24 protein-coding genes and 1 tRNA gene are annotated in these 26,507 nt (G+C 61.0%); 18 read left to right on the forward strand and 7 right to left on the reverse strand.

The annotated features are described in order from the left end of the window. Positions 1-54: 54 nt before the first annotated feature. The 6 genes from recA (at position 55) to ISP18_RS07950 (ending at position 5,626) form a co-directional block, all read left to right on the forward strand. The gene (gene recA / locus ISP18_RS07925; protein ID WP_380010973.1) at positions 55-1,092 is read left to right on the forward strand and encodes a recombinase RecA; all 1,038 of its coding nucleotides are present in this window, start codon (positions 55-57) and stop codon (positions 1,090-1,092) included. A gap of 17 nt (positions 1,093-1,109) precedes the next feature. Beyond that, positions 1,110-1,724: a short chain dehydrogenase gene (locus ISP18_RS07930; RefSeq protein WP_380010976.1), complete on the forward strand. Its 615-nt coding sequence runs from the start codon at positions 1,110-1,112 to the stop codon at positions 1,722-1,724. Positions 1,725-1,766: 42 nt separating this feature from the next. After that, complete coding sequence (locus ISP18_RS07935) at positions 1,767-2,267, forward strand: regulatory protein RecX (protein ID WP_380009132.1); 501 nt, start codon at positions 1,767-1,769, stop codon at positions 2,265-2,267. Between the two features lie 74 nt (positions 2,268-2,341). Continuing rightward, complete coding sequence (alaS, locus tag ISP18_RS07940) at positions 2,342-4,978, forward strand: alanine--tRNA ligase (RefSeq protein ID WP_380009135.1); 2,637 nt, start codon at positions 2,342-2,344, stop codon at positions 4,976-4,978. Between the two features lie 267 nt (positions 4,979-5,245). After that, a complete protein-coding gene (csrA, locus tag ISP18_RS07945; RefSeq protein WP_192675612.1) occupies positions 5,246-5,449 on the forward strand; it encodes a carbon storage regulator CsrA in 204 nt (67 codons plus the stop codon). Between the two features lie 84 nt (positions 5,450-5,533). Next, positions 5,534-5,626: transfer RNA gene (locus ISP18_RS07950), tRNA-Ser, on the forward strand. A 150-nt stretch (positions 5,627-5,776) separates the two neighbouring features. Here ISP18_RS07950 and ISP18_RS07955 read toward each other — a convergent pair. Further along, on the reverse strand, positions 5,777-6,994 hold the full coding sequence (locus tag ISP18_RS07955) for a citrate synthase family protein (protein ID WP_380009139.1): 1,218 nt from the start codon (positions 6,992-6,994) through the stop codon (positions 5,777-5,779). A 261-nt stretch (positions 6,995-7,255) separates the two neighbouring features. Between ISP18_RS07955 and prpB the strand changes: the two genes are divergently transcribed. From prpB to ISP18_RS07990, 7 genes are all read left to right on the forward strand, one after another. Further along, entirely contained in the window at positions 7,256-8,143 is an 888-nt protein-coding gene (prpB, locus tag ISP18_RS07960; RefSeq protein ID WP_380009142.1) for a methylisocitrate lyase, read from the forward strand. A 65-nt stretch (positions 8,144-8,208) separates the two neighbouring features. Next, positions 8,209-9,360: a bifunctional 2-methylcitrate synthase/citrate synthase gene (prpC, locus tag ISP18_RS07965; protein WP_380009145.1), complete on the forward strand. Its 1,152-nt coding sequence runs from the start codon at positions 8,209-8,211 to the stop codon at positions 9,358-9,360. Positions 9,361-9,775: 415 nt separating this feature from the next. Continuing rightward, positions 9,776-10,714 carry a hypothetical protein gene (locus tag ISP18_RS07970; protein ID WP_380009148.1) on the forward strand — a complete coding sequence of 313 codons (939 nt, stop codon included), beginning with the start codon at positions 9,776-9,778 and terminating at the stop codon, positions 10,712-10,714. Positions 10,715-10,839: 125 nt separating this feature from the next. Next, entirely contained in the window at positions 10,840-11,226 is a 387-nt protein-coding gene (locus tag ISP18_RS07975; protein ID WP_380009151.1) for a hypothetical protein, read from the forward strand. Further along, a complete protein-coding gene (locus ISP18_RS07980) occupies positions 11,223-11,915 on the forward strand; it encodes a C39 family peptidase (protein WP_380009154.1) in 693 nt (230 codons plus the stop codon). The genes ISP18_RS07975 and ISP18_RS07980 overlap by 4 nt, the downstream gene beginning before the upstream one ends. Positions 11,916-11,923: 8 nt before the next feature. After that, positions 11,924-12,631: a RodZ family helix-turn-helix domain-containing protein gene (locus ISP18_RS07985; protein ID WP_404559322.1), complete on the forward strand. Its 708-nt coding sequence runs from the start codon at positions 11,924-11,926 to the stop codon at positions 12,629-12,631. Positions 12,632-12,860: 229 nt separating this feature from the next. Then, positions 12,861-14,063 carry an acetate kinase gene (locus ISP18_RS07990; protein ID WP_380009160.1) on the forward strand — a complete coding sequence of 401 codons (1,203 nt, stop codon included), beginning with the start codon at positions 12,861-12,863 and terminating at the stop codon, positions 14,061-14,063. A 60-nt stretch (positions 14,064-14,123) separates the two neighbouring features. On the opposite strand, the gene ISP18_RS07995 is transcribed toward ISP18_RS07990, so the two are convergent. After that, positions 14,124-14,789 (reverse strand): TerC family protein, encoded by a 666-nt coding sequence (locus ISP18_RS07995; RefSeq protein WP_380010979.1) that lies wholly within the window; start codon positions 14,787-14,789, stop codon positions 14,124-14,126. 299 nt (positions 14,790-15,088) lie between these two features. On the opposite strand from ISP18_RS07995, the gene ISP18_RS08000 reads away from it, so the two are divergent. The 4 genes from ISP18_RS08000 (at position 15,089) to ISP18_RS08015 (ending at position 20,404) form a co-directional block, all read left to right on the forward strand. Next, complete coding sequence (locus ISP18_RS08000) at positions 15,089-16,540, forward strand: bifunctional 2-methylcitrate dehydratase/aconitate hydratase (RefSeq protein WP_380009163.1); 1,452 nt, start codon at positions 15,089-15,091, stop codon at positions 16,538-16,540. Positions 16,541-16,812: 272 nt separating this feature from the next. Further along, entirely contained in the window at positions 16,813-17,952 is a 1,140-nt protein-coding gene (locus ISP18_RS08005; RefSeq protein ID WP_404559326.1) for an OmpA family protein, read from the forward strand. Positions 17,953-18,267: 315 nt separating this feature from the next. After that, positions 18,268-19,407: an OmpA family protein gene (locus ISP18_RS08010; protein ID WP_380009170.1), complete on the forward strand. Its 1,140-nt coding sequence runs from the start codon at positions 18,268-18,270 to the stop codon at positions 19,405-19,407. A gap of 133 nt (positions 19,408-19,540) precedes the next feature. After that, a complete protein-coding gene (locus tag ISP18_RS08015) occupies positions 19,541-20,404 on the forward strand; it encodes a pseudouridine synthase (RefSeq protein WP_380009173.1) in 864 nt (287 codons plus the stop codon). Here ISP18_RS08015 and ISP18_RS08020 read toward each other — a convergent pair. Further along, positions 20,319-21,197 carry a LysR family transcriptional regulator gene (locus ISP18_RS08020; RefSeq protein ID WP_380009176.1) on the reverse strand — a complete coding sequence of 293 codons (879 nt, stop codon included), beginning with the start codon at positions 21,195-21,197 and terminating at the stop codon, positions 20,319-20,321. The genes ISP18_RS08015 and ISP18_RS08020 overlap by 86 nt on opposite strands. 121 nt (positions 21,198-21,318) lie before the next feature. Here ISP18_RS08020 and ISP18_RS08025 point away from each other — a divergent pair, with 121 nt between their 5' ends. Continuing rightward, positions 21,319-22,044 (forward strand): hypothetical protein, encoded by a 726-nt coding sequence (locus ISP18_RS08025; RefSeq protein WP_380009179.1) that lies wholly within the window; start codon positions 21,319-21,321, stop codon positions 22,042-22,044. A gap of 48 nt (positions 22,045-22,092) precedes the next feature. Here the strand turns inward: ISP18_RS08025 and kbl are convergent, their stop codons facing one another. The 4 genes from kbl to ISP18_RS08045 all read right to left on the reverse strand — a co-directional run bounded on the left by kbl (position 22,093) and on the right by ISP18_RS08045 (position 26,503). Beyond that, a complete protein-coding gene (gene kbl / locus ISP18_RS08030) occupies positions 22,093-23,289 on the reverse strand; it encodes a glycine C-acetyltransferase (protein WP_380009182.1) in 1,197 nt (398 codons plus the stop codon). 211 nt (positions 23,290-23,500) lie between these two features. Beyond that, complete coding sequence (locus ISP18_RS08035) at positions 23,501-25,297, reverse strand: tetratricopeptide repeat-containing diguanylate cyclase (protein ID WP_380009185.1); 1,797 nt, start codon at positions 25,295-25,297, stop codon at positions 23,501-23,503. A 16-nt stretch (positions 25,298-25,313) separates the two neighbouring features. After that, a complete protein-coding gene (locus ISP18_RS08040) occupies positions 25,314-25,622 on the reverse strand; it encodes a hypothetical protein (RefSeq protein ID WP_380009188.1) in 309 nt (102 codons plus the stop codon). Positions 25,623-25,675: 53 nt separating this feature from the next. Then, positions 25,676-26,503, reverse strand: a complete 828-nt coding sequence (locus tag ISP18_RS08045; protein WP_380009191.1) for an SAM-dependent methyltransferase — start codon at positions 26,501-26,503, stop codon at positions 25,676-25,678. Positions 26,504-26,507 lie beyond the last annotated feature (4 nt).

Genomic DNA, 26,507 nt, shown 5'->3' on the forward strand with positions numbered 1-26,507 from the left:
CCAAGACCGGGCATCATGACCGCCATGACTACGAACACGACCGGAACCAAGACGATGGATGACAACAAGCGCAAAGCGCTCGCATCGGCCCTCGGCCAGATCGAGAAGCAATTCGGCAAGGGCGCGGTGATGCGCCTGGGCGACCGTACCGACGACAACATCGAAACCGTTTCCACCGGTTCGCTGGGTCTGGACATCGCACTGGGCGTCGGCGGCCTGCCGCGCGGTCGCGTGGTCGAGATCTACGGCCCGGAATCCTCCGGTAAAACTACGCTCACCCTGCAGGTGATCGCCAACTGCCAGAAGAATGGCGGCACCGCGGCCTTCGTCGACGCCGAGCACGCGCTCGATCCCAGCTACGCGCAAAAGCTGGGCGTGAACGTGGATGACCTGCTCGTCTCCCAGCCGGACACCGGCGAACAGGCGCTGGAAATTGCCGACATGCTGGTGCGCTCCGGCGCGGTGGACATCGTGGTGGTGGACTCCGTGGCCGCGCTTACGCCCAAGGCCGAAATCGAAGGCGAAATGGGTGATTCCCACGTGGGCCTGCATGCCCGCCTGATGAGCCAGGCACTGCGCAAGCTCACCGCCAACATCAAGAAGTCCAACTGCCTGGTGATCTTCATCAACCAGATTCGCATGAAGATTGGCGTGATGTTCGGCAGCCCCGAAACTACCACCGGCGGCAATGCGCTGAAGTTCTATGCCTCCGTGCGCCTGGACATCCGCCGCATCGGCGCGGTGAAGAAGGGCGAGGAAGTGATCGGCTCGGAAACGCGCGTGAAGGTGGTGAAGAACAAGGTGGCGCCACCGTTCCGCCAGGCCGAGTTCGAGATTCTCTATGGCGAGGGCACCTCGCGCGAAGGCGAGATCATCGAACTGGGTGTCGCGCAGAACCTGATCGATAAATCCGGCGCCTGGTACAGCTACAAGGGCGATCGCATCGGCCAGGGCAAGGAGAACGTGCGCCAGTTCCTGCGCGACAATCCGAAGATCGCCGATGAGATCGATCGTGAACTGCGTGCGCGCCTGCTGGTAGGTGGCAGTGGTAGCGCGCCGGCTGCTTCCGAAGAGGCCATGGAAGAAGCCTGAGCATGAGCGAACGACGTTTGCGGATTCTTCTCGTTGGCGCCTCGGGCACGCTGGGGCGTGCGGTGGGAACAGAGCTCAGCCAGCGCCATGAAGTGATCGCTGCCGGACGTAACTCCGGCAGCATTCGCATCGATCTGACCGATGTCGCAAGCATTCAAAGCGCTCTGAAACAGGCGGGCGAGTTGGATGCCGTGATCAGCGCCGCCGGCAAGGTCACGTTCGCGCCGTTGGCGGAATTCAAGCCCGCGTCCTACGGTGAATCGCTGCATACGCTTGGGATTTCCGACAAGTTGCTGGGGCAGGTGAATCTTGCCCTGGCCGCGCGCGATTACTTGCGCGACGGCGGTTCGATTACGCTCACCACCGGCATTCTTTCCGAGCAGCCGATCGTGGCGGGCAGTTCCGCCAGCCTGGTCAACGGTGCGGTGGAAGCCTTCGTGCGCGCCGCAGCCATCGAACTGCCACGCGGCCTGCGCATCAACGTGGTTAGCCCCAACGTGTTGACCGAAGCGATGCCGTCGTATGCGCCGTTCTTTCGTGGCTTCGAACCGGTCAGCGCGGCACGTGCGGCACTGGCGTTCAGCCGCAGCGTGGAAGGGGCGCAGACGGGGCAGGTCTACAAGGTGTTTTGATCTATCTGCGCCGGAATGACGGCTTAGGTAGTCTTGCGCATCATGAAACGCAAACCCGGCGACAAAACCACGGAAAGGCCCAAGCCCAGCGCCTACAATAAAGCCCTGGGCTTGCTCGCGCGTCGTGAACATTCTCGCCGTGAACTCCGTCAAAAATTGGATCGCAGCGGTTACGCCCGCGACGAAGCCGGCGAAGCACTCGACCGTCTCGGCGAACAGCACTATCAGGACGACGACCGCTTCGCCGAAGCCCTCATCCGCAACCGCGCGGGGCAGGGTTATGGCCCCATGCGCCTGCGCGCGGAGCTGAAAAGCCATGGCTTGTCCGATGCACGTATCCGCAGCCTGCTCGATGCCGCCGACATCGATTGGGTCGAATCCGCCGCCGCGCAGCTACGCCGCCGTTATGGCGCGGCGGGTACGACGGACTCCGCCGAACGCGCACGTCGGGCGCAATTCCTCTTGCGTCGTGGCTTTCCCGCCGCCACAGTACGGAATGTTGCTCACGCCGATGTGGACGATGCTGCCGACGAAACCCCTTGAGGCCCTTGGGCTGGCAGAGGGACGGTAGTGTCTGTCGCCGCTTGACGTCCTTTCCGTCTTGACTTTCGACCCTCATGAAAACCGCTGACATCCGCTCCGCTTTTCTCGATTACTTCCGTACCAAGGATCACACCATCGTGCCGTCCAGCTCGCTGGTGCCGGCCAACGACCCGACCTTGCTGTTCACCAACTCGGGCATGGTGCAATTCAAGAACGTGTTTCTCGGCAGCGAGAAGCTGCCCTACGCGCGCGTGGCCGACGTGCAGCGTTGCCTGCGTGCTGGCGGCAAGCACAACGACCTGGATTCGGTGGGCTACACCGCGCGCCATCACACCTTCTTCGAGATGCTGGGCAACTGGTCATTTGGCGATTACTTCAAGCGTGATGCCATCCGTTATGCATGGGAATTGCTGACTGGCGTCTTGAAATTGTCGGCGGACAAGTTGTGGGTCACCGTCTATCACACCGACGACGAGGCCTACGACATCTGGCACAAGGAAATCGGTGTGCCAGCCGAACGCATCGTACGCATCGGCGACAACAAGGGCGCGCCGTTCGCCTCCGACAATTTCTGGCAGATGGCCGACACCGGCCCCTGCGGCCCGTGCTCTGAAATTTTCTACGACCATGGTCCGGACGTCGCCGGCGGTCCTCCGGGTTCGCCCGATGAAGACGGCGATCGCTACATCGAAATCTGGAACTTGGTGTTCATGCAGTTCGACCGCGCGCCGGATGGCACGCTGTCGCCGCTGCCGGCGCCGTGCGTAGATACTGGCATGGGCCTGGAGCGCCTCGCCGCCGTGTTGCAGCACGTGCATTCCAATTACGAGATCGATCTGTTCGAACACCTGATCAAGGTGGCCGCGCAACTCACCAAAACGCAGGACCTCGGCAACAAGTCCCTGCGCGTGATCGCCGATCACATCCGCGCCTGTTCTTTCCTGATCGTAGACGGTGTGCTTCCCTCCAACGAAGGCCGCGGCTATGTGCTGCGCCGGATCATCCGCCGCGCGCTACGCCATGGCTGGATGCTCGGCGTGCGCGGCGATTTCTTCTGGAAGATGGTGCAGCCGCTGGTCGAGGAGATGGGCGCGGCCTATCCGGAACTCGCCGCCAAGCAATCCTTTGTGGAAGACGCGCTGCGCATCGAGGAGCAACGCTTTGGCGAAACGCTGGAGCACGGCATGCGCCTGTTCGACGAGATCGCCGCTAAATCTGGCAAGACGATCCCCGGCGAGGACGCCTTCCGCCTGTACGACACCTACGGCTTCCCCGTCGACCTCACCGCCGACATCGCCCGCGAGCGCGGCCTGAGCGTGGACATGGCCGGCTTCGAGCAGTCGATGGAACAGCAGCGCGAACGCGCGCGCGCCGCCAGCCGTTTCGAAGCCAAGGGCCTGATGCCGGCGGAGCTGGCCAGCCAGCTCGCGCCCACCGCCTTCCTGGGTTACGAAACCCTCGCCAGCCACGCCAGCAAAGTGGTCGGCATCGTGCAGGGCGGCAAGCAGGTCGGGCAACTGACGGAAGGCGAGGAGGGCTTGGTGATCCTCGACCAGACCCCGTTCTATGCCGAGTCCGGCGGCCAGGTAGGCGACACCGGCACGCTCACGAACGGCGTGGGCCGTTTCGAGGTGAGCGACACCATCAAGATGGGCGGCGTGTTCTTCGGGCATGCAGGCCGCTGGCATGGCGCACAACCGCTGCGCACGGGCGACGTGGTGGATGTCATGGTCGACGCCTCGCGCCGTCAGGCCACCGTGCTCAATCACTCCGCCACGCATCTGTTGCACGCGGCGCTGCGCAAGGTGCTGGGTACGCACGTCACGCAGAAGGGCTCGCTGGTGGCGCCCGATCGCCTGCGTTTCGACTTCTCCCACTTCAAGCCGGTAACGCGCGAGGAACTGGACCGTGTCGAGGCGTTGGTGAACGCCGAAGTGCGTCGCAACGTGGAAGCTGAAGTGCGCCACATGGCTTACGACGATGCGATCGCGTATGGCGCCATGGCGCTGTTCGGCGAGAAATACGGCGACGAAGTGCGCGTGCTGAAGATGGGCGAGTTCTCCACCGAGCTGTGCGGCGGCACGCACGTGGGCCGCACCGGTGATATCGGGCTGTTCAAGATCGTCGGCGAATCCGGCGTGGCGTCCGGCGTGCGCCGCATCGAGGCGGTGACGGGAACCGGCGCACTGGCCTACGTCGCCGAGGAAGAGCGTCGTCTGGGCGAGCTGTCGCAATTGCTTTCCACCAGTGGTAATGACGTCACCGAAAAGCTGCGGCAACTGCTCGACCGTCAGAAAAAGCTCGAACGCGAACTGGAATCACTTCGTGCTAAGGCCGCTGGCTCGATGACGGGTGATCTTGCCCAATCGGCGCAGGACATCGCTGGCATCAAGGTGGTGGCGGCGCGCCTGGAAGGGTTGGACGCGAAGGCGCTGCGCGATGGCGTCGATCAGCTCAAGCAACAACTTAACGATTGCGTGGTGCTGCTGGCCGGCGCCGTGGATGGACGCGTTTCACTGGTGGCCGGTGTGAACGGTAAGGCAAACGGTCGCATCAAGGCCGGCGAAGTAGTCGCGCACGTGGCGGGTCAGATCGATGGAAAAGGCGGCGGCCGGCCTGACATGGCGCAAGGCGGCGGCGTAGATAAACCACAATTGCCTGACATTTTGACCGGTACAGTGACATGGATCGGTAAACAGCTGACAGGTTGATGCGCCGCGTATGGACCTCGTGTCAAGAATCTGTGTAGATTGCACCCAGCGCCAGGGCTCGGCTAGTATCGATCAGATACTGGTGTCGCTGGTTGCGGTGGCGCTGTAAGTGGCGAGATGCTCTCAAGGCATCTTGGTTTTTGGAGCCGGGGAAGGCGGTAGGCCTTTGACGGACGCTAACGTCAGAACTGTATGTGATTGTGCTCAGGGGTGAGGCAACAACATGCAGATGGCCTGTGACCACAAGCACTAAATGGAGTAACAGCTATGTTGATTCTGACCCGCAGGGTCGGTGAAACCCTGATGATCGGCGACGAGGTGACCGTTACCGTTCTCGGCGTAAAAGGCAACCAGGTTCGCATTGGCATCAATGCGCCCAAGAACGTGGCCGTTCATCGCGAAGAAATCTACCAGCGCATCAAAGGCGAAAGCGAAAACGGCGGCGCCACAGGCGAGTCGGGCGGACATTGATTCCCCCTTTACCTTACGGGCATCGGCCGGTATCCTTTCCGGCTCCCGTGGACTTCCTGTGATGTCGCGCGGGGAACAAAATATGGAGAGATGCCCGAGAGGCCGAAGGGGCTCCCCTGCTAAGGGAGTATAGGGTCAAAAGCCTTATCGAGGGTTCGAATCCCTCTCTCTCCGCCAGTTCGCAAAAAGCCCTGATTCTTTCAGGGCTTTTTTGTTGCCTGAGAAAGCGCGCGTCTGGGTTAGATGCATTGGTTAAATTCAATGCGGCAGACGCATCGTAGGCTGTGCGTTTTCGGTAGAGGACTTTGCCAACTGCAAGCAACGCACTCAGCCATCGCGCTGAGGCATGCGGCCGACGTAACTGGCGCGTGGCCTGATCAAACTTCCGCTTTCCTGTTGTTCCAATGCATGCGCCAGCCAGCCGGCCATGCGCCCGGCGGCGAATATCGCCAAGGCGATGTCGGCGCTCAATTCGTAACCCGATGCAATGGCCGCGAGAGCCAAGTCGAGATTGGGGCGGCGACCGCATTGCGTCTGCACGGTTTCGATCAGTCGTTCGATGGCAGACAACTTGGCAGGACGCGGGCGCGTGGCGCGCATTGCGTCCAGCAAGACCATCGCGCGCGGATCGCCTTCGGGATAGAGCGGATGCCCGAAGCCGGGCAATGCTTCGCCGCGACGGAGGCGCTCACGCACGCGGTCGATCGGTTTGCGTTCGCGCAACATGTCCTGGATGAATGCGTGAGCGCGCGCGGCGGCACCGCCGTGATGCGGGCCGGACAGCGTCGCCAGTCCTGCGCACACGGTGGCATGCAGGCTGGCTCCGGTCGATGCGGCGACGCGTGTGGCGAACGAGGATGCGTTGAGTTCGTGATCCGCGCACAGCACCAGCGCGCAGCGCACCAGCTCGGACAGGCCGAGTTCGCCCGTGCGCCAGCTCGTCACCATCACACGGTGAATCGGTTGTGTGCTCGGCGGTGCGGCGCAGAGCAAAGCAGCCGTTTCGCGCAACAGCAGGGCCGCGTCGTGACGGCGATGAAGCGGATCGGTGCTGTGCGCGTGCGTTGCATCGAGCGCAAGCAGCGGCAACGCGGCGGTGGTTCTTTCCAATGGCGGTACGTTGGATTGTTGCAAAAGCAGCGCGACCGCTTTCGGCCAATGATCCGGCAGCCCGGCAACGAACGGATCGTGTTCGCCGCAATCCCACAGCAGCCGCGCCGTTTCTTCCAGCGTGGCGCCACCCTTCGCCAGCGCGATGGCGGATTCGCCGCGGTAGTAATGGCCGTGCGAGCGAATCAGCGAGATGCGCGTTTCCATCACCGGCAGACCCCAGGCTAGGCTGTGCGCGGCACCTTGCGCAGCGCCACGTCCAGCCTGCCTGCGTTCAATCAATTGCTCGATGTCGCTGGCGCTGTATTCCCGCGTCCGGCCGTCCGGACCGGGACGGGAATCGACGCGGCCACGGCTGACGTATGCGTAGAGCGTGGCGAGGCTTACGCCGAGCCTGTTGGCAGCATCCTGGGCGGCGAGGTAGTCGGTGCGCATAGGAGATATATTGATCCTTTCAATCAAGATTGATCAATATATTTGGTCGTGACAGAGTGGCGCCCGTCGCATTCGTCGGCGCGTTCTCATGACTCCATTCGAATCGATAGGCCATGCGCTCGTGGCATCTTCAGTCGGTGTGCATACGCTGCTGAGTCGCGTGATCGCGGAATTTTTAACGCATCGCGTGCATGCGCTTACTGCGCCGCGACATGGCCGTGCTGACACATCGCTTACAATTTTCCGTTTCGGAGAACCGCAATGACCCAGCTCGATTCCGCCGGCAGCCGTTTCCGCGCTGCGCTTGCCGCCGAAAAGCCCCTGCAGGTGATCGGTGCCATCAATGCGAACCATGCCTTGCTCGCCAAGCGCGCCGGCTATCGTGCCATCTATCTTTCCGGTGGCGGCGTGGCGGCGGGTTCGCTGGGAATGCCGGATCTGGGCATCAATACGCTCGATGACGTGCTCACCGACGTGCGCCGCATCACCGACGTGTGCGATCTACCGCTGATGGTGGATATAGACACCGGCTTCGGTCCCAGCGCGTTCAATATTGCGCGCACGGTGAAAAGCCTGATCAAGTTCGGCGCGGCGGCATGTCATATCGAAGATCAGGTCGGCGCGAAGCGTTGCGGCCATCGTCCCGGCAAGGAAATCGTGTCGGCCGGCGAAATGGCCGATCGCGTGAAAGCGGCTGCGGATGCCAAGACCGATGCCAACTTTTTCCTGATCGCGCGCACCGATGCCATTGCGGTGGAGGGCGTAGATGCCGCCATCGAGCGCGCGCTGGCGTGTGTGGAGGCGGGCGCCGACGGCATCTTTGCCGAAGCTGCCTACGATCTTCCTACCTATCGTCGCTTCGTCGATGCGGTGAAGGTGCCGGTGCTTGCCAATATCACCGAGTTCGGCCAGACACCGCTGCTCAGCGTCGATGAGCTGAGCACCGCGGGCGTGGGCATTGTGCTGTATCCGCTTTCAGCGTTCCGCGCCATGAACAAGGCTGCCGAAACGGTCTACCAGGCTATTCGCCGCGACGGCCACCAGCGCAATGTGGTCGACATGATGCAGACGCGCGAGGAACTCTACGACCGCATCGGCTACCACGATTTCGAGAAGAAGCTCGACGAATTGTTTGCAGGCAAGAAGTAATCAACGTTTCCGTGGCCGCTTCCCCAGCGGTCACACTCGATGTATCGCACCCTGGAGCACTACCAATGAGCGAGCAATCCGCAACCGCCCCCAAGCCGAAGAAATCTGTTGCCCTTTCGGGCGTGGCGGCGGGCAATACCGCGCTGTGCACGGTCGGCCGCAGCGGCAACGACTTGCATTATCGCGGTTACGACATCCACGACTTGGCCGCCAAGGGCTGCTTCGAAGAAGTGGCGTACCTCTTGGTGCACGGCGTGCTGCCGAACTGGGCCGAATTGAATGCGTACAGGGCCAAGCTCAAGCGCTTGCGGGGCCTGCCGGCGCCGGTAAAGAGCGCGCTGGAACTGCTGCCGGCCGCCACGCACCCCATGGACGTCATGCGCACCGGTTGCTCGATGCTGGGCACGGTGCTGCCAGAGAAAGAAGATCACAACGTCACCGGCGCGCGCGACATAGCCGATCGCCTGATGGCCAGCTTCGGCTCCATGTTGCTGTACTGGTACCACTTCAGCCACAACGGCAAGCGCATCGAAACGGAAACCGAGGACGAAACGATCGCCGCGCATTTCCTGCACCTGCTGCACGGCAAGAAGCCGAGCGAGCTGCATGCGCAGTCGCTGGACCGTTCGCTGGTGCTGTATGCCGAGCACGAGTTCAACGCGTCCACATTCACCGCGCGTGTAATCGCTGGTACGGGTTCGGACATGTATTCCGCCATCACCGGCGCGATCGGCGCGTTGCGTGGTCCCAAGCACGGTGGCGCCAATGAAGTGGCCATGGACATCATTGCCAGGTATCGCAATGCGGCTGATGCCGAGGCAGACATCCGCGCGCGAGTGGAGCGCAAGGAAATCATCATCGGCTTCGGGCATCCGGTGTACACCGTGTCCGATCCGCGCAACGAGATCATCAAGGAAATCTCGCGCAAGCTTTGCTCGGAAGGTGGTAATCCCATCTTGTTCGAAGTGTCCGAGCGCATCGAGAAGGTGATGTGGGAACTGAAAAAAATGTTCCCCAACCTCGACTGGTACTCGGCCAGCGCCTACCACATGATGGGTGTGCCCACGGCGATGTTCACGCCACTGTTCGTGATTTCACGCACGTCCGGCTGGAGCGCACACGTGATCGAGCAGCGTGAAGACGGCAAGATCATCCGCCCCAGCGCCAACTACATTGGCCCTGAAGACCGCAGCTATACGCCGATCGAGAAGCGCTGATTCGTATGTTTGTTCCCTCTCCTTCAGGAGAGGGAACGTTTGTTGTACCTATTCTTCACGCGGTCTGCACCGAGCTCGTGCAGAAAAGCGCTCAGCCAGCGTTGAAATGTTGCACCGACGATACACTCGCAGTGCAGCGCGGTGGCGCGCAGTAACACACTGTTTCCGCAGCGCATATCCAAGCGCGCTGTGCTAATGCGCTGGATCAAGGCGCCGGAACTGTTGCGCGTATGTAGCAGTCGCCGATGAAAGAGCGTTCGCGCAGCCGCGACGCCTCCTGCGCAATGTGTTGATTCTTATGAATACAGAGGAGGTCGTGCAGGTTATTCCTGCATGGCATGCGGTTTGCCATACACAAGAGCTGCCAGCAGCAAAAAAGCAGGGGATCACCGCATCCGTTCCGGGAGGAATATTTATGCGCAAGACTCTTCTTTTCACGGCATTGACGCTTGGCTTGGGACTTGCTCTCCCGGCCATGGCTCAACACAACTCGCACTCCTATAACAACAACTCCAATCAGGACAACAACTACAGCACACACAGCAAGAACGTCACCACCAGCGGCAACGATCGCAATAACAGTGGTGATGTGTATAGCGATGGCTTGGGTACCGCTGCAGCCAATAACGGCGGCACGGCGTATTCATCGGTCAACGACGCCTTCAATACCAGCACGGCAGTGGCCAACACCACATTGAATGGCGCAGTCTCCGACGTTTCGGTATCGGGTGTAGGCAACAGTGCTACCGATAACGGCAACGCCAACGGTGGACGGGGTGGAAAAGGCGGCGGCGGCTGGGGTGGCGCCAGTGCCGGCGGCAGCGGCGGCAACGGTGGTGCAGGTGGGAATTCCTACGCGCACAGCGGCCACGCCGGCGGATCCGGCTCCAGCAGTGGTGACGCGCTGGGCGTTAGCGCTGGAGTGGGTGGTGCTGCCGATAGCAGTGGCAGTGATGTAGATGCCAACGGCAAACACAGAAGCGGAAACGCTTCGGCAGGCTATACCGCTTCGATGGGTGGCGCGGGCTCGGCCGGTGCAGCGACCGGCACCAGCGGCAGCAGCAGTTCGACCGGCGGTACCAGCGGCATGGTGGCAAGCGCGGGTGGCAACGGTGCGGCAGGCGGTGACGGCGGTGCCAGCGCAGGCGGCGCAGGCAGCGGTGCGTCGGGTGGTAGTGGCGGCAATGGCGGAAGCACTTCTGCGGATGCTGGCTCCTTCGACATGGCCAACAGCATGACCAGCACGGCAGCAGCCGCAGCGGGTATCACGACCATTGCGCAGAACAGCGGCGCAGCGGCACTGATCCAGCAGGGCGTGACTGTGCAGGCCAATCTGGCGGTGGGCGGCCATTGATGTACGGCTGATCGACATGGCGGAGCACGCATCGCTCCGCCATGTTGTTTGAGCTAACCGGTGAAGCGGGGCACCGGCTGGTGCGGGGCCGTATGCGATGCGCCAAACACCATCGGAGTAGTGCCATGGCTCGTTCAAGACCCGTAATAACAGGGCTGGCGCTGTTGTGCATCACAGGGGGAGCGCTGGCGGCAAATCCGCCGGGAAAGGTCGGTGATGCGTCGCGTGTCAGCGTCCAGCCGGCCACACGACCCGTCATGCTGGTTGGTTTCGGTGAGGCGGTGAGCACCGGTACGTTGGAACGCTACAGCGGTGGCAGCCTGGTGCAGAACAACCAGACGATCACCGGCACCGTCACCGGCGACACGGCTTCCAATCTCAGCACCGGCAGCAATTCGGTGAGCGGCAATTCGCTCTCCGGTGCAACGGGTTTGCCGTCGATCGTGCAGAACACCGGCAACAACGTGCTGATCCAGACCGGTGTGATCGTCAATGTGCAACTGAAACCATGAAGCAGGCACTGCCAGCGCTGGTCGTACTTCTGCTCGCGCTCGTTCCGGCGGCCTCGCTGCGCGCCGGCAACATGGCGCTCAACGACAACGCGGGGCAGACGTACAGGCTGCACATCACCACGATGAAAGAGGTGAAGTATCGCAACACCATTCATCAGCGATACGACTTCAGTTGCGGTTCGGCCGCAGTGGCGACGCTGTTGACCTACCAGTACGACTATCCGGTCAACGAACAGATCGTGTTCGAACAGATGTACACACATGGCGACCGCAAGAAGATCAACAAGGAAGGATTCTCGCTGTTGGATATCAAGCTTTATCTCGAGAGCATCGGCTTCGATGCCGATGGTTTTCACGCCAATCTCCAGCAGTTGCAACAGGCGAACCTGCCGGCGATCGTGCTGATCGAGGATCGCGGCTACCACCATTTTGTGGTGGTGAAGGGCGTGCGCTACGGGCGCGTGCTACTGGGCGATCCCGCGCGTGGCACGCGGGCGATTCCAGAAGATCGCTTTGATCAATTGTGGAAGAACGGACTGGTGTTCGTGATCCACAACCGACGCGACTTGGCACATTTCAACACCGACAGCGACTGGCGCAACGCGCCAATCGCACCACTGGGCGTGGGCATCGACCGGCGCGGGCTGGACACGATCACCATGCACAAATATGGACCTGGCGATATATGAGGTGACCTATGAACAGTTCCGGTCTCTCGTTGCGCGTAATGGGATGTCTTGGTTTGCTGAGCTGTGCCGCGATGGTGCATGCGCAAGATCGCCCGGCAGCGCCACATTCCGTCGAGGGGTTTGGCATGCCGATCTCTGCGGATCGGCTCGCTGCGGTACGCGGCGGCTTCGATCTGGGTAACGGGCTGCAAGTATCGTTCGGTATCCAGCGTGCGGTGTACGTCGACGGAAACTTGGTGACCTACATCAATGTGTCGATTCCGGACATCGCGCATATCACCACGCAGCAGGCGTTGTCGCTGGCCACGGCGCTCAGCACTGTGAATGTGCAGATCGGCTCTGGCAATACGTTCGATCCTTCCTCCACCACGACACAGGCGAGTGCGACAAAAGTGACACCGGCATCGACACAGACGCCGAGCGTGCAAACCGGCGCGGTCAGTCAGGTTGCTTCCGCGGCCTCTCAACCGGCGCAGAGCAGTGCCGCGACCGTTGTCCAGAACGCACTGAACAACCCGGTCGTCACCAGCACCATCATTCCATCGTCCGCGACGCAGGCGAGCGCGGCGACGGTGATCCAGAACACGGTGAACAACCAGGTCATTCGCAGTATCACCACACTGAATGTTGCGATTAACGCGCTCAATGCCATGCGCAACCAAGGACTGCAGCAAAGCCTGCAGGCCGCGCAGCAACTGCAGGCGCTGTCGCATTGACGCCACGCGGCAGTAGTGCTTCGCCGGGGGAAACAATATGAACGAGATGGACCGGAGTACGAAACGCGTATCCAAAGCCAAACCATGGCTTTGCGCGACCAGTTGCGCCAGTCTCATGGCGTTTTGCGGTGTCGTTTTCGCACAGGATGCGACACCATCGAGCGGCGACGATTCATCGTCGCCAGCGATCCGGCAGCGCTTGGCAGAGCAGGGCGCGCGGATCGATGTCATGCGTGGGCAGATCGAAGCCCTGCAGCGCCAGCTTGCGCAACAGGAAGCCGATTACCGGGCATTGCGCCATGCGGTAGGCATGGATGTGCTGGCAGGACAGCGTGGCGGCAATATCGCTGCTGGTGGCGGGGGCGCCACGGCATTGCCGATGCCGTCGTCGGACGCCTCCATCGATATGCAAGCGGCGCAGCAAGGAACTGCAACGCCCGCTACGCCCGTTGGGCAGGCGCCAGTCGAGAACTCGCGTCCACCCGAAGTGGCGCCGATCTTCCAACAACCCGGCGTGCTGACGCCCAAGGGAAAGATTGTCGTGGAGCCGACGTACCAGTTCGGTTACTCCACGGCCGATCGTGTCGCGCTGGTGGGCTACACCATCATTCCTGCAATCTTGATCGGATTGATCGACGTGCGCCAAGTGCGCAGCACCACGGAGACGGCGATTCTCACCGGGCGCTATGGCATCACCAATCGCATGGAACTGGAGGTGCGCATTCCCTACGTCGACACGCACACCGATACCGTGAGCCGCGAAGTGCTTACCGGCTCGGCCGAAGACAACGTGTTCGGCTCTAGTGGTAAGGGTCTGGGCGACATCGAGGCGACGTTGCGCTACCAGATCAACAACGGTGGCGCGGATAAGGCCTATTACATCGGCTGGCTGCGCTTCAAATCGCGCACCGGCAAGGACCCGTTCGAAGTGGTGACCGATTGCGTAACGCGCTGCGTGCAGAATCTCACCGGCACCGGCTTGCCCGTCCAGCAACCTACCGGCACCGGCTTCTACACCATACAGCCGGGCTTGACCTGGTTGTTCCCGTCGGACCCCGTCGTGTTCTTCGGCAACTTCAGTTACCTCTATAACGTTGAACGGCACAATGTTTACGAAAATATCCTGCTCGGCGGCAGGCAGTTTCTCGGCAACGTGAAAATGGGCAATGAGGCGGATGTCAGCATCGGCATGGGCATGGCGCTGAACGACAAGGCCTCCCTCAGCATTGGCTATGACCAGACCTTCGTCGGCAGCACCTACGAATCCGGACGCAAGGTGCCTGGCTCGACCAAGGTATGGCTAGGCTCGTTGCTCATCGGCGGCTCGTATCGCTTCAGCGACAAGCGTACCTTGAACATCACGCTGGGCGTTGGCGTAACGCGCGATACACCGGATGCGACGGTGATCGTTCGCGTGCCGATGATGTTCTGATCATCACGATGGTGCTGAATGCGATTCGCGCACGCGGTGTCGCGCGCGGTGCACGTGGCCTCAAGCGGTTCGGCGGCGATTGAGCAGATAGCTGCCGCCGCACACGATCAACACCAGGCCGATTTCCAGCACGTGCTTCATCCAGCCATGCGCGTCGAACCACGCGCGCCACAGTGTTTCGTGACTGATCATGCGGCCCGCCGTCCACGCGATCGCGCCGGCACCGACGTAGATGATGATAGGGAAACGCTGGATCAGCTTGAGGATCAGCGTGGATCCCCACACCACCAACGGAATGCTGATCAAAAGGCCGATCACCACCAGGCCCATGTGTCCCTTGGCGGCACCGGCAATCGCCAGCACGTTGTCCAGCCCCATCAGTACGTCGGCGACGACGATGGTGCGTAGCGCCGCCCAGAAGCCAGCCGCGGGGGCAAGGTTGTCGCGGTCATCTCGCCCAGGCTTGAGCAGCTTCCAGGCGATCGGCAGCAACAGCAGGCCCCCCGCCAGCATCAGCCCCGGCAGTTCCAGCAGATACACCACCACCACGGTCATGGCGATGCGCACGATGATGGCGCCGAGCGTGCCCCAGATCACCGCGCGTTTTTGCAATGGCGGAGCGAGGTTGCGCGCGGCGAGAGCAATCACGATCGCGTTGTCGCCTGCCAGCACCAGGTCTAGCAGGACGATGGTGAGCAGATCCGAAAGCAGGTGAGTGGAGAGCATCATGCAGTTCCTTGGCGCGCCGGACTCAAGCGATGACAACGGGACGCGCGCAAGGCCCCACTGTCACCGCAAAAGTCTCGTTCTCAGCCTGGCTGCCACGGCGCCCGGAGCGATGTGTCGCTCGTGATGACGATCGCCGCGCGGATGCGGAAAAGCCCGCGTCCGGAACTACTCCCCTTTGGGTGGTGCGGGGATTGTGGGTGGGCAGGTGGGGCCGGTCAAGCGTGGCGCGCGTGCAGCATGTCCTGCTGCAGGTTCCCCGCTACAATTTCCGTTTTCCCTTACCGCGAGACTCCCCCATGAGCGCGCACGACATCCGTTCCGCCAAGCGCCCCGATCCCGATCAGCCGATGGTCGACATCGCCAACTACGTCGCCGATTACCGGATCGATTCGACGGAGGCGTACGACACCGCGCGCTACATGCTGCTCGACTCGCTGGCCACCGCGATGATGGCCATGAAGTTTCCCGAATGCGTCAAGCACCTGGGACCAATGGTGCCGGGCGCCACATTGCCGGGTGGTGCGCGTGTGCCAGGCACCAGCCACGAGCTGGATCCGGTGCAGGCCGCGTTCGCGATCGGCACGCAGATCCGCTGGCTGGATTTCAACGACACCTGGCTGGCGGCCGAGTGGGGTCATCCGTCCGACAACCTGGGGGCGATTCTGGCCGTGGCCGATTATTTGAGCCGCAAGGCCGAGCGCGAAGGTGGCCAGGCGCTGAGTGTGCGCGATGTACTCGCCTACGCGATCAAGGCGCATGAAATCCAGGGCTGCTACGCGCTGCTCAATAGCTACAACCGCGTCGGCCAGGATCACGTGATCCTGGTGCGCTTGGCGTCCACCGCGGTCGCTACGGCCATGCTGGGCGGCAGCAAGGAGCAAATCACCACCGCCGTGTCGCACAGTTGGATCGACAACGGCGCGCTGCGCACCTATCGCCATGCGCCGAACACCGGGCCGCGTAAGAGTTGGGCCGCCGGCGACGCTTGCCGGCGCGCGGTCACGCATGCCATCAATGCGGTGTATCGCGGTGTGGTGGGCTACCCCTCCGCGCTCAGCGCCAAGACCTGGGGCTACTACGACGTCGCGTTCAAAGGCAAGCCGTTCGAGTTCGAGCGTCCGTTCGGCAGCTACGTGATGGAGAACGTGCTGTTCAAGATCAGCTTCCCCGCCGAGTTCCACGCACAAACCGCGGTGGAGTGCGCCATGAAGCTGCATGCGCAGATTGGCGGCAAGCTGGACCAGATCGAGAAGGTGGTGATCGAAACCCAAGAAGCCGGCTGCCGCATCATCGACAAGACCGGCCCGCTGGCCAATTACGCCGACCGCGACCACTGCATCCAATACATGGTTGCGGTACCGCTGATCTTTGGCCGCCTCACTGCCGAGGATTACAACGATGACGTTGCCGCCGATCCGCGCATCGACGCGCTGCGCGAGAAGATGGTGGTGACCGAGAACCCGCAGTTCACCAAGGACTACTTCGACCCCGAGAAGCGCTACATCGGCAACGCCGTGCAAGTGTTCTTTAAGGATGGCTCCAGCACCGAGAAGGTCTCCATCGACTACCCGATCGGCCACCGCAAGCGCCGCGCCGAGGGCATCCCGGTGCTGCTGAAGAAGTTCGAGGCGGCCATGCGCGGCCATTTGCCGTCGCACAGAGTCAAGGCCATCCTGGAGGCCACGGCCGATCCGGCCAAGCTGGATGCCATGCCGATCCAGGCTTTCCTGGGTCTCTTCACGCTGTGACGACATCGTAAGCAGAGAATCTTAAGACAGTGGGGCAGAGCCTCGGTTTGGCGTGGGCCAAACCGAGGAGCTGGTGTAGGGGTAGGAAGTGGCCGTCTCCGGGCAGGCAAGCCTTCAGCGGTCATTTTGCAAGTCGTTTAGAATTTGTTAAACTCGCTCGCGCCGGGTATTGGTCATCGCAGGAATTTCGTTTGCCGCACAGCGTGGCGTGACGAAGCGATTTTTGTCTTGGCGGGATGACTGCCCTACTTATTAAGAAGAGGAGACACCTGATGAAACGTAAGGGCCTGTATTTTCTGATCGCTCTTGCCCTGGGCGGCGTAGGTGCCGTTCACGCGCAAGACAACACGGCTGCCAGCAGCAGCACGAGCAGCAGCACTGCGCCGGCATGGCCGAATGGTTTCGACGACCGCTGGTACGTTGCCCCGACGGTGGGCGGCTACTACAACGACACCGATCGCAACACGCGCAGCCGCCAGATTTATTACGGTCTGTCGGTGGGTAAGTTCGTCAGCTCGAACGTGTCAGTGGAACTGTTCGTTGATCGCACCAAGCGTCGCGCAGATACTCGCGTGTTTGGTCAAGGCAACACGTGGTCGAGCAACAACTACGGTGTGTCGGCGCGCTACTTCTTCGGTGATGTGAATTCGTGGCGCCCGTACCTGTTGGGCGGCGTTATGGGCAGCTACCACCACAACCCGCTGAGCCGTGACTGGGCACCGGCGGCCGAAGGTGGCGTTGGTGTGTCGAAGTCGATCACCGACAGTGCAGACTTCCGCGTGGAAGCTGGCTACCGCTACGACTGGGACGACAAGACCCAGCCGGCGAAGAATGGTTACGGCGATTGGTTCCTGGGCTTCAGCATCGTGGCGAAGATTGGTGCGGTGCCGGCTCCGGCCGCTCCGGCCACGCCGCCCCCGCCGCCGCAGCCGGATTGCTCCAAGCAGTTCCGCAACGGTGTGAACCTGTGCGACAACAAGTGCCCGGATCTGCCGGAAGGCACGATCGTGGGTCCGGATGGTTGCCCGCAGAAGGTGGTGATCGATCTGAAGGGCGTGAACTTCAAGTTCGACCGTCCGAAGAAGGGCGAGACCAACATCGAGCCGGCCCTGGCCGTGCCGAGCAGCGACTCGCTGGCGATCCTGGACCAGGCGGTGGATACGCTCAAGCGCTACCCGCAGGTGAAGGTGGTGGTGGCCGGTTACACGGACAGCGTGGGCAAGGCCGAGTACAACCAGGGCCTGTCGGAGCGTCGCGCGAAGATCGTGTACGACTACCTGACCGCGCACGGCGTCGATCCGAGCCGTTTGGAAGGTCCGATCGGTCATGGTATGGAAAGCCCGATCGACACCAACAAGACCGCCGAAGGTCGCGCTCGCAACCGTCGTACGGAACTGCAGGTTCAGCAGTAATCGAACGACAAAAGCTGCACGAAAAAAGCCCGGCGTTATGCCGGGCTTTTTTCTTACGGATGCGAAAAGTAAAGAACAGTATCCGTACGGTAACTAACGTGCGCTATTAGCTGAACAAAGCTTCACCGGTACCGGATACGTCGTGAAAGACTGGCGTGCGAATCCCTTAACGGTTTTGCTACACTCTGCCGCGCTTGCTGTTAGGGACACCAAGCAGGGTAGCGAATTGAGTCCCCCGCATACCTAAAAGTTCTGCCGCGCGATTTCCGTCTGGGGTGGAATGGACGCGAACACCAATAATCGAGGAGACACCTGATGAAACGTAAGGGCCTGTATTTTTTGATCGCTCTTGCCCTGGGCGGCGTAGGTGCCGTTCACGCGCAGGACAACACGGCTGCCAGCAGCAGCACGAGCAGCAGCACTGCGCCGGCATGGCCGAATGGTTTCGACGACCGCTGGTACGTTGCGCCGACGGTGGGCGGTTTCTACAACGACACCGATCGCAACACACGCAGCCGCCAGATTTACTACGGACTGTCGGTAGGTAAGTTCATCAGCCCGAACGTTTCGGTGGAGCTTTTCGTCGACCGCACCAAGCGTCGTGCGGACACGGCGGTGTTCGGTCAGGGCAACACCTGGTCGAGCAACAACTACGGTCTGTCGGCCCGTTATTTCTTCGGTGATGCGAACGCTTGGCGTCCGTACCTGCTGGGCGGCGTGATGGGCAGCTACCACCACAACCCGCTGAGCCGCGATTGGGCGCCGGCAGCCGAAGCTGGCGTGGGCGTGTCCAAGTCGATCACCGACAGCGCAGACTTCCGCGTGGAAGCCGGCTACCGCTACGACTGGGATGACAAGACCCAGCCGGCGAAGAATGGTTACGGCGACTGGTTCCTGGGCTTCAGCATCGTGGCGAAGATTGGTGCGGTGCCGGCTCCGGCCGCTCCGGCCACGCCGCCCCCGCCGCCGCAGCCGGACTGCTCCAAGCAGTTCCGCAATGGCGTGAACCTGTGCGACAACAAGTGCCCGGATCTGCCGGAAGGCACGATCGTGGGTCCGGATGGTTGCCCGCAGAAGGTGGTGATCGATCTGAAGGGCGTGAACTTCAAGTTCGACCGTCCGAAGAAGGGCGAGACCAACATCGAGCCGGCCCTGGCCGTGCCGAGCAGCGACTCGCTGGCGATCCTGGACCAGGCGGTGGATACGCTCAAGCGCTACCCGCAGGTGAAGGTGGTGGTGGCCGGTTACACGGACAGCGTGGGCAAGGCCGAGTACAACCAGGGCCTGTCGGAGCGTCGCGCGAAGATCGTGTACGACTACCTGACCGCGCACGGCGTCGATCCGAGCCGTTTGGAAGGTCCGATCGGTCATGGTATGGAAAGCCCGATCGACACCAACAAGACCGCCGAAGGTCGCGCTCGCAACCGTCGTACGGAACTGCAGGTTCAGCAGTAATCGAACCGCTGCAAGTTGCAATGGAAAAGCCCGGCAAACGCCGGGCTTTTCTTTTATCGTTTGGCGCCATATTCCCGTTTGCGCCAATACCGCTCCCGCCATCGTTTGCAGGCCACGAAGAATCGCCTGACACATGACTACCTCCCGCACACGCCTCTCCACTTCGAAATCCGCAGCTCCGCGCTACGGTCTCGCGCGCGTGCTCAGCAAGCTGGGCCTGTGTTCGCGCAGCCAAGCGGAAAAAGCAGTACGCGAGGGCAGGGTGAGCGTAGGCGATCGCATCGTGCGCGATCCGGAGCGCGCGACCGATCCCGAACGCGAGCGCATCTGCCTCGATGGTGAAGCGGTTGCTGCCGCCGAGCGCGTCTACATCGTGCTCAACAAACCACGCGGCATCGTGGTAAGCGCCGCCGATGAGCGTGGCCGCGATACCGTCTACGAATTGTTGGGAAGTTCAACCCTGCCGTGGCTCGGGCCAGTCGGCCGGCTCGACAAGGCGAGCGAAGGCCTGCTGTTGCTCACCAACGACAGCGTGTGGGCAGCTCGACTCACCGATCCGAGCCATCACGTGGACAAGACCTATCACGTGCAGATCGACACCATTCCCGACCAGGCTGTGCTCGATCGCATGATCCACGGCATCACGGACAAGGGCGAGCAACTCGCCGCCAAACGCGTGTCGCTGCTGCGCACAGGCGAAAAGCATGCGTGGTTGGAAATCGTGCTCGACGAAGGGCGCAACCGGCATATCCGCCGCTTGCTGGCGGCACAGAACATCGGTGTTTTGCGGTTAATCCGCGTCGCCATCGGCAACCTCGCGCTCGGCGATCTTGCCAAAAGCTGTTGGCGTCATCTCACTACGGAAGAGGTCACGCGGCTTGCGGGCATGGCAACCGACGCGTCCAAGCTTGCTAAAGCTGCGCGTGCTCCCGCACCACCTGCAGCGTCCGCTCGATCGCGGCGTGATGGCGCGCCGGGTCCAGCACGGCGTAGATAGTGTTGTGACACGCGGCGCCCGGTTTGCGCAGCGCCATCACATCGCCCTGTGCTTCGTGATCGACCATGCAAGAGGCCGGCACGATGGATACGCCGCGACCTGCAGCGACCCAGTCCAGCACTTCTTCCAGTTCCTCGAAATGGGCGACCGCGTTGAGGCGAGTCATGTTCGTGCCGACGATCTGCATGAACCACGTGGCGAACACGTAGTCGCTTTCGTCGTACGTCACGTACTCCTCGTGGCGCAGCGACTCGATGTCCAGGAAAGGCGCTGGCTGCGAACGTGCCGAAGTGATCAGCACGATTTCTTCCTTACCGACCGGCGTATGGCTGAGCCGCTCGTGCGTGTCCATGCGATGCACGAAGCCGATATCGGCAGCGCCCGATTCCACGTGGCGAACCACGTCCTCTGCAGTGGGATAGCGCATGCGGATCGGAATATCGGCCAGTGGTCCATCGCGAAACAGCGGTAACAACTGGTAGCGCCCGAATCCACTGACGGACGAAATGCGCAACGGCGGTTCGGAAGCGGCCGTATCGCGAATTTCTTCGTGCAACTTCTCCCAATCACGTCCCATGTCGCGACAGAAAGCCAGCAGACGCTCGCCTGCCGCATTGGGCGTCAACCGGCCGTTGCCGCGCTGAAACACCGGCATACCCAGCGCTTCCTCCAGCTTCCGCAACTGATAGCTCACTGCCTGCTCGGTGCGATGCAGGACGCTAGATGCCGCACGCAGGCTGCCCGCTTCGCAGACCACACGGAAGGTATGGAGGTAACGCATTTCCACGTTCATGGCTGCGCTCGTGCGGGCTCCAAAAAAATTTACGGATCCAGCCAAAAAGATTCGCATGGTTCTGCGAGCAGGGGCAAGCCTAGTATGGCGCGGCTTCGATAATCCACCTACGAGGATGTCCATGACGTACCGTTCACTTGCCGCTGCATTGGTGTTGCTGCTCGTCTTGCCGGTAAAGGCGCAGCAAGGTCCGGCCGCACATTTCTTTGTTTACCAGGTGAATCCCGGCGCGCAAGCCAAGTTCGAAGACGGCTATCGTCGGCATCTTGGCTGGCATCGCGGCCATCACGATCCGTTGGTCTGGTACGGCTGGACGGTGGCGGACGGCAAGCGCGACGGCTACTTCATCGATGCCAGCGTGGGCGAACCGTTTGCGGCTTTCGACCACCGCGTGGACGTCGAACAGGACGGCGCGGATTTCCAAGTCAACGTCATCCCCTACGTCACGCCGCAGGCGCAGCTCACCTATCAGTTGCTCCCCGAACTCAGTTTCGGTACGCCGCTGGAGAATCGCAAGCCGAGCGACACCGTGCAGGTTACCTATTTCGATCTGCGCCCAGGCACGGAAGCGCGTTTCGAGCGTGCCTTGCAGGCGGCGCACCGCGTACTCGCCTTAACGCCCAGCGCCCCGCCGCACACTTGGTATCGCCTGGTAACGGGTGGTGACAAGCCGCAGTACATGCTGATGGTGGCGCGTGCGAACTGGGCCAGTTACGACGGCTTTCGCAAGGACCTAGCTGATTTGCTGACAAATGATCAGAGTGCCTTGCACGATTTCACCGACGCAGTGCGTACAAGCAGCACCGAAACTTGGACATATCACGCGGATCTGAGCAGCTTGCCGTAGTCATGTAGATTGGGGTTCGCATGCGCTCACCCCAACCCAAGTGTGAATTCAGCCAATCACACCCAGCGAACGCGCTACTTTGGTAAACGCCGCAATCGCGCGATCCAAATGTTCCCGCGTATGCGCCGCGCTCATCTGCGTGCGGATGCGCGCTTGGCCTTGCGGCACGACCGGATAGAAGAAGCCGGTGACGTAGATGCCTTCGTCGAGCAGTGCAGTCGCCATCGCCTGCGCTTTCTTGGCGTCGTACACCATTACGGGCACGATCGGATGTACGCCGGGCTTGATGTCGAAGCCTGCCTTGGTCATTTGCTCGCGGAAGTAACGCGTGTTCTCTTGTACGCGCTCACGCAGATCGCCAGCCGAGCCCAGCATGTCGAACACCTTGATCGCGGCGGCAACCACGTGCGGCGGTAGCGAGTTGGAGAACAGGTAAGGGCGCGAACGCTGACGCAGCATCTCGATGACTTCACGGTGGCCGGTGGTGAAGCCGCCCAGCGCGCCGCCGAGCGCCTTGCCGAGGGTACCGGTGAAGATGTCGATCTTGTCCATCACGCCGTGCACTTCCGCCGAGCCGCGGCCGTGAGGACCGAGGAAGCCGGTGCAGTGGCATTCGTCGATGTGTACCAGCGCGTTGTACTTCGCTGCCAGTGCGGTGATCTTGTCCAGCGGTGCGATGAAGCCGTCCATGGAGAACGCGCCGTCGCTGGTGATCAGCTTGGTACGTGCGCCGGCCGCATCGGCAGCTTGCAACTGCTTTTCCAGATCGGCCATGTCGGAGTTGGCGTAGCGAAAGCGCTTGGCCTTACACAGGCGGATGCCGTCGATGATGGAAGCGTGATTGAGCGCATCGGAAATGACAGCGTCTTCTTCACCGAGCAGCGGCTCATACAGGCCGCCGTTCGCATCGAAGCAGGCGGCATACAGAATCGTGTCCTCGGTACCGAAAAAGTCGGCAATCTTCTTTTCCAACTGCTTGTGCAGATCCTGCGTACCGCAGATGAAGCGCACCGAGGCCATGCCGAAGCCGTGCGTGTCCAGCGCCTCCTTGGCGGCCTGGATCACGTCAGGGTGATCGGCCAGCCCCAGGTAGTTGTTGGCGCAGAAGTTCAGCACTTTGCGGCCGCCTTCCAACTCGATCTCGGCGGACTGGGGCGAGGTGATCACGCGCTCGGCCTTGAACAGACCTTGGTCGCGGATGGATTGCAGTTCCTGGGCGTAGTGTGTCTGGCCGGGGTAGCTCATGGTCGGGGAATTGGGTGGTGGGAAAGCGCTATTGTGATCCGAGCAAGGTGTTTGAGGAAACTGGGGCTCCATGACCCGCCGCTTGCTCAGGGGCATTCCAGTGGATAAGCGAACGGCAGCTTCAATGTGAGTAGGTCAGGGTGTGAACCCCGCGTCGCCATATACAGCGCAATGATGTTGGGTTTTGCACTCAACCTACGCAGTTAGGTTATTAACCCGCATTTCCGGCATTGAAGGCATTGGACAAATCGCCGTGTTCGGCATAGGCGATGACACGATTGCGCCCGATGTGCTTGGCTCTGTACAGCGCTGCATCGGCGTCACGGCACAGCCGTTTCAACTCGTAGCCGGACGTCAAGGTGGAAGCCAGACCAATGCTGGCGGAGAACGTCACGACATGTCCGTCTATATCGACCGGCGTCGCTTCAATCGTCGTACGAATGCGATCGGCGATTACTGCGCCCTGTCCTGGTGGGCAATCCAGCAACAGGATGCCGAATTCCTCGCCGCCAAGACGGCCGAACAAGTCCGTGGCGCGCAATGGCTGTTTGCAGATGGAAACCGTGTGTTTCAACACGGCATCGCCGATGGCGTGACCGTGGGTATCGTTGATCTGCTTGAAGTAGTCAAGGTCGATGAATACCAGGCAGGCATCGCCCTGTCTTCGTGCCAACAGATTCGTGGCGCGCTGCGCTTCGCTAATGAAGTGCTGGTGGTTGAAGATACCGGTAAGCCCATCGAGACGGGCCTGTCGTTGGAAGTGAAGCTGTGAGCGTTTAGTGCGAAGCAGCCAGAAGATGACGGATGCCAGCAGCACCAGCAGCAGCACGATGTAGAGCCGGCCGGTTTCGATCGTCTTGGCAGCTAGCGTTTGCTGCAATCGAAGGATGTTGTTCTGCTTGCTTAGTTTTTCCGTCTCTAGCTTTTCAGCAAGCATGTGCTGCTGAGCTACGTCATAGGCCAGCGTCCTGGCACTGACATCGTTGAGATAACCGGCGTTCTGTTCGGCATATTGTTGATAGTAGTTTAGCGCTGCGGTCGCACGACCGTGTTTCTTCTCGATGAGATAAAGCACCTGGTAGGCATTACGCAATGACTCGTTCACGTCATCTGGTTCACTGATGGCCAAAACGGCGAGGGCGGCTTTGCGAGCGTTGTCGTCGTCGCCGAGTTTCCAGTAAGCGCGGGCAAGTTGTTCCCGGGCGTGCAGCATGGCCAAATGAAACCCGCTTGCACGAATGCTTGGCGCTATCGCGCTCAGCAAGGCGACGGTCTTGGCCGGCTGATTCTCATCCAGGTAAAGATCGCCTTTCACCAGTTCGATGATCTCTGTGAATAATGACAGCTTGGCAGCTTGGCAGGCCTCAAGCCCGCGCTGAATGTCTGCGCTGGACGATGTCAGCTTGTGGCTGGCTTGAAGCGCGGCGAGCAGTTGAGCCCACGGCTGGCATGGGGTCTCTCCCGGCGGAAGTGCCTGCGCCATGTCCCGCGCGTACGTGGCAGCTAGGTCGTATTGTCCCGCTGACCTCAGCAATTGTGAGGCATAGGACAGCACCATATACCGCGCCAGTTTGTCCCGGGTTTTCGGGAGATTGGCCACTAGTTGATTGGCCAACTCGAAGGCTGGTTCGTAGCGTCTACTGTTACGCATATCGTCCATGAGGACGGCGGACGCCTTGGTCACCAGAACTGGATCGGCGGAATGCTTGATGACATCCTGAAGCGCAGGGTCTGCATTGCCATAGTCACCCTGGAACGAGTCCTGCCACGCATCGAGATAACGCAATTGCCAGCGTTCATGAGCAGACATGCTGGACGTTTGTTGGTTGAGCATTCCTAGCAGGCGTAGAAATTGCGCGTGATCGGAGGTGCGTAAGTTTTCAGTCTGCTCAAGCGACACCGCCACGTTGGGCGTTAATGTGATGGCATGGGCGGACAGAAAAAAAGCGCAGCCGACCATGATCGCAAGAACGGACCATGGCCGGTTTTGGTTTTGCCACCGCGTCATATCGGCGGCACCTATGTCAGGGTGACTTTGATTCGCCCTGACCGGGTTCATCCTCGTGATGATCTGGCTCTTTTTCTCTCTCGGGCTCATCCGGACGAAACGGATGATGGGGAGGACGCGGGTGCGTGTGCGAATCGTTCTCGCCGTGCATGTCTTTGTGACCGAGCTCGGCAGACAATAGTGCGCCGTCTCTGTGTATGACTGCAGCTTTCAAAGCGTCTGAAGCGTCAGCTTGTTCCAGGGTATGTGCAAGCTCCTCAGCCATTGCATGACGCAGCTTGGCGTTCTTGCCGATGATTTCCAGCCATTCAATCGTGTCTGCCATGTGTTTCCCCTTTTTCCTGTGATGTGAGTGTTGCCTTGAAGCGTTTGTTTACCTCATGCGAAGCCAGTCACTTTGTCCAGCTCCGCCAATCGTTCGCGCATGGTGATGTCCAGCTTCAGTACGGTCGCAGGCGGCAGGACCAACGTTTCTTGTGAGGTGAATGTGACATCGGGCAAATCGCGCAGCGCCATGCGTCTGATGCGTGGCTTCTCGATCGGCAGCGTTGCTCCGTGATAAAGAATCACTTCATGATCGAGTGGATAATCCTTGCTCAGCTTCTCCACCAGCACTTGCCGATAGGCCGGCCCAGTGTGGAAACGTGTCAGCGACCAATCGCCAACCAGGGCAACCTGCCATAGCACCAGATAGCCAGCAGGGTTGATGCGGTGCTCGTAGAACAACAGCTGGCTTGCTTCGAAATGCTGACAGCCGAAACGGCCGGGATCGATGGCTAAGTCGGCATAAAGGCAATCCTCGGCAGAAATACCCGGCTCCATATATGCCTCAAAGCCTTCTGCACGGGCGACTTCGATGGCTTTGTGCGGCGACCAGGCGAAGATACCGGGATGGCCATAGAACACAGCACAAACACGCTTGCCGGCGCGCACCTCGGCCATCATTAGGTCTACCCATTCCTGATACGTTTTTGACCGTGGTTTGCCCTCTGCGTAGTAAGGCTGCAGGCTGCGCACATCCGGATTCATGCGTTGCAACCACATCTCAACGATGTGGTCGGAAAGCGCCGCGAAGACCACGTCTGCCTGCTCGATATGGTCGCGTGCCAATGGTGTGAGGTGGGAGCCCAGGGTCATGCCCATACCGACGCATGCGAGGCTGCCGCGGGTGGTGTCGTTCGATGACGCTGGAGGAGCTGCACTCATTGCG

Origin of the sequence: Dyella humi, assembly GCF_044904605.1 — a bacterium.
Lineage (GTDB): Bacteria > Pseudomonadota > Gammaproteobacteria > Xanthomonadales > Rhodanobacteraceae > Dyella_B > Dyella_B humi.